Source organism: Pseudomonas sp. P5_A2_2 (assembly GCF_054177685.1).
The window spans coordinates 1-1,716 of sequence record NZ_JBGCUL010000932.1 but is presented as its reverse complement, the minus strand read 5'-3'; the positions used below and the strand labels follow the sequence as shown (position 1 = coordinate 1,716).

Annotated in this window: 3 protein-coding genes; 1 reads left to right on the top strand and 2 read right to left on the bottom strand. The window is 58.1% G+C overall.

Going from position 1 to position 1,716, the window contains the following annotated elements:
- The coding region (locus tag ACXRVY_RS27470) for a DoxX family protein (protein WP_458238777.1) at positions 1–310 on the bottom strand (310 nt) is incomplete at its 3' end.
- 196 nt (positions 311–506) lie between these two features.
- Here ACXRVY_RS27470 and ACXRVY_RS27465 point away from each other — a divergent pair.
- The gene (locus ACXRVY_RS27465; RefSeq protein ID WP_223460567.1) at positions 507–1,424 is read left to right on the top strand and encodes a LysR family transcriptional regulator; all 918 of its coding nucleotides are present in this window, start codon (positions 507–509) and stop codon (positions 1,422–1,424) included.
- Positions 1,425–1,440: 16 nt separating this feature from the next.
- On the opposite strand, the gene ACXRVY_RS27460 is transcribed toward ACXRVY_RS27465, so the two are convergent.
- Positions 1,441–1,716 (bottom strand): winged helix-turn-helix transcriptional regulator (locus ACXRVY_RS27460; protein ID WP_458238776.1); only part of this gene is annotated, 276 nt, incomplete at its 5' end.

Genomic DNA, 1,716 nt, shown 5'->3' with positions numbered 1-1,716 from the left:
CCAGTGCGGTGAACACGCTGAACACTGCCAGGACTGCGGCAACGGTGCGGGTACGATAACCGGCGATCAATGCCAGGCCACCGCCGATCTCGACAATGATCGCCAGCGCCAGCGCCAATTGTGGAAGCGGAAGCCCGACCGAACCGATGTAGCCGACCATCATTGCCGGAGCGGCGAGTTTCGAAAAACCGGAAAGGATGAAGATTGCACTGAGCAGTACGCGGCCGATCAACGAGGCCGAGGATTGGGTCACATCGGAACGGGTCTGTTCAGAGGTGGTTGATTGAGCGATGTTTGCAGAAGTCGTCATGGGGTATTTCCTTCAAAGTTTGCGCGACTCGCCATGAATCGCCGCTATGAAGAAATCTTGCGCCTCACCGGTTAATCTGAATAGCTGACTAATTTAGATCATTAGATTCGATAAATTAGAAAAGCAGACCCACGTAGCCGGTATAGGAGTTCAATCGTGCAATTTGCCAAGCGCCGTCTGATTCAAGGAAACAGCCATGATCTCTGACCCGGGAACACCGACGCTGGACCAACTGCGCGTGTTCCTGACGGTCGTGGAAGTCGGCAGCTTTGCGGCGGCCGCCAGAAAACTGCACCGCGCCACTTCGGTCATCAGCTACTCGATCGCCAACCTTGAAATGCAGCTCGGTGTGTCGCTATTCGACCGCCAGACAACCCGCAAACCCCAGCTCACCGATGCCGGTCGCACCGTTCTGGCCGAAGCCAGGACCATTGCCAACGGCATCCATGGACTACGCGCCAAGGTCAAAGGCTTGCTTCAGGGGCTCGAAGCCGAAGTCCACGTGGTGCTCGATGTCATGCTGCCCCCCGAGCGCGTGGTGGATGCACTCAAATCCTTTCGCGAAGAGTTCCCTACGGTTGCCCTGCACTTGCATATGGAGGCGCTCGGTGCCGTCACCGACCTGGTGATCAACGGTGGCGCGATCATCGGTGTCAGTGGCCCCATGAACGAGGGCATCGACGGTATCGAAAGAATTGGCGTCGGCAGTGTCGAGTTGATTCCGGTGGCGGCGCCGAATCATCCACTGGCATCAAGCGATGTGAATATTCCGGGCGCCGGGCGAGAGTTCACGCAACTGGTGCTGTCCGACCGCTCGCTTCTGACCAAGGACAAGGATTTCGCCGTCCTCAGCAACCGCACCTGGCGCCTGGCGGACCTGGGCGCCAAGCACATGCTGCTGCGTGAAGGYATTGGCTGGGGGAACATGCCCCGTCCGATGGTCGAGGAAGACCTGCAGGCCGGTCGGCTGGTACGTCTGAACCTGCCGGAATACCAGAGCGGGATTTATGCCTTTGACGTCATTTACCGCACGGATCTGCCACCAGGACCGGCCGCGAGATGGCTGATTGAGCGATTCGTTCAACAAAGCTCAGCGCAGGAGGCATCCGCTTGAGGGGGCACTTGTCGATTCACGACTCGTCGGCAACCACTCTCACTCTGTGGCAATCGGACGGCCCAAGTTTTTGACCGCTCGAGGAGCGAACTTCTATCGGCATCAGGGACTGGCCGAACGCATTGTCCAACAACACAGAACGGGTCTCTTCCCGCGTGAACAGGAAACGTTCGCCCCACTGCCTCATGCTGACCACCACCGGAAAGATCTCCCGTCCTTTCTCCGTCAGGACGTACTCCTTGTAGGCACTGCCATCCGAAGCAGGTTGAACGTCGAATACACCGACCTCAAC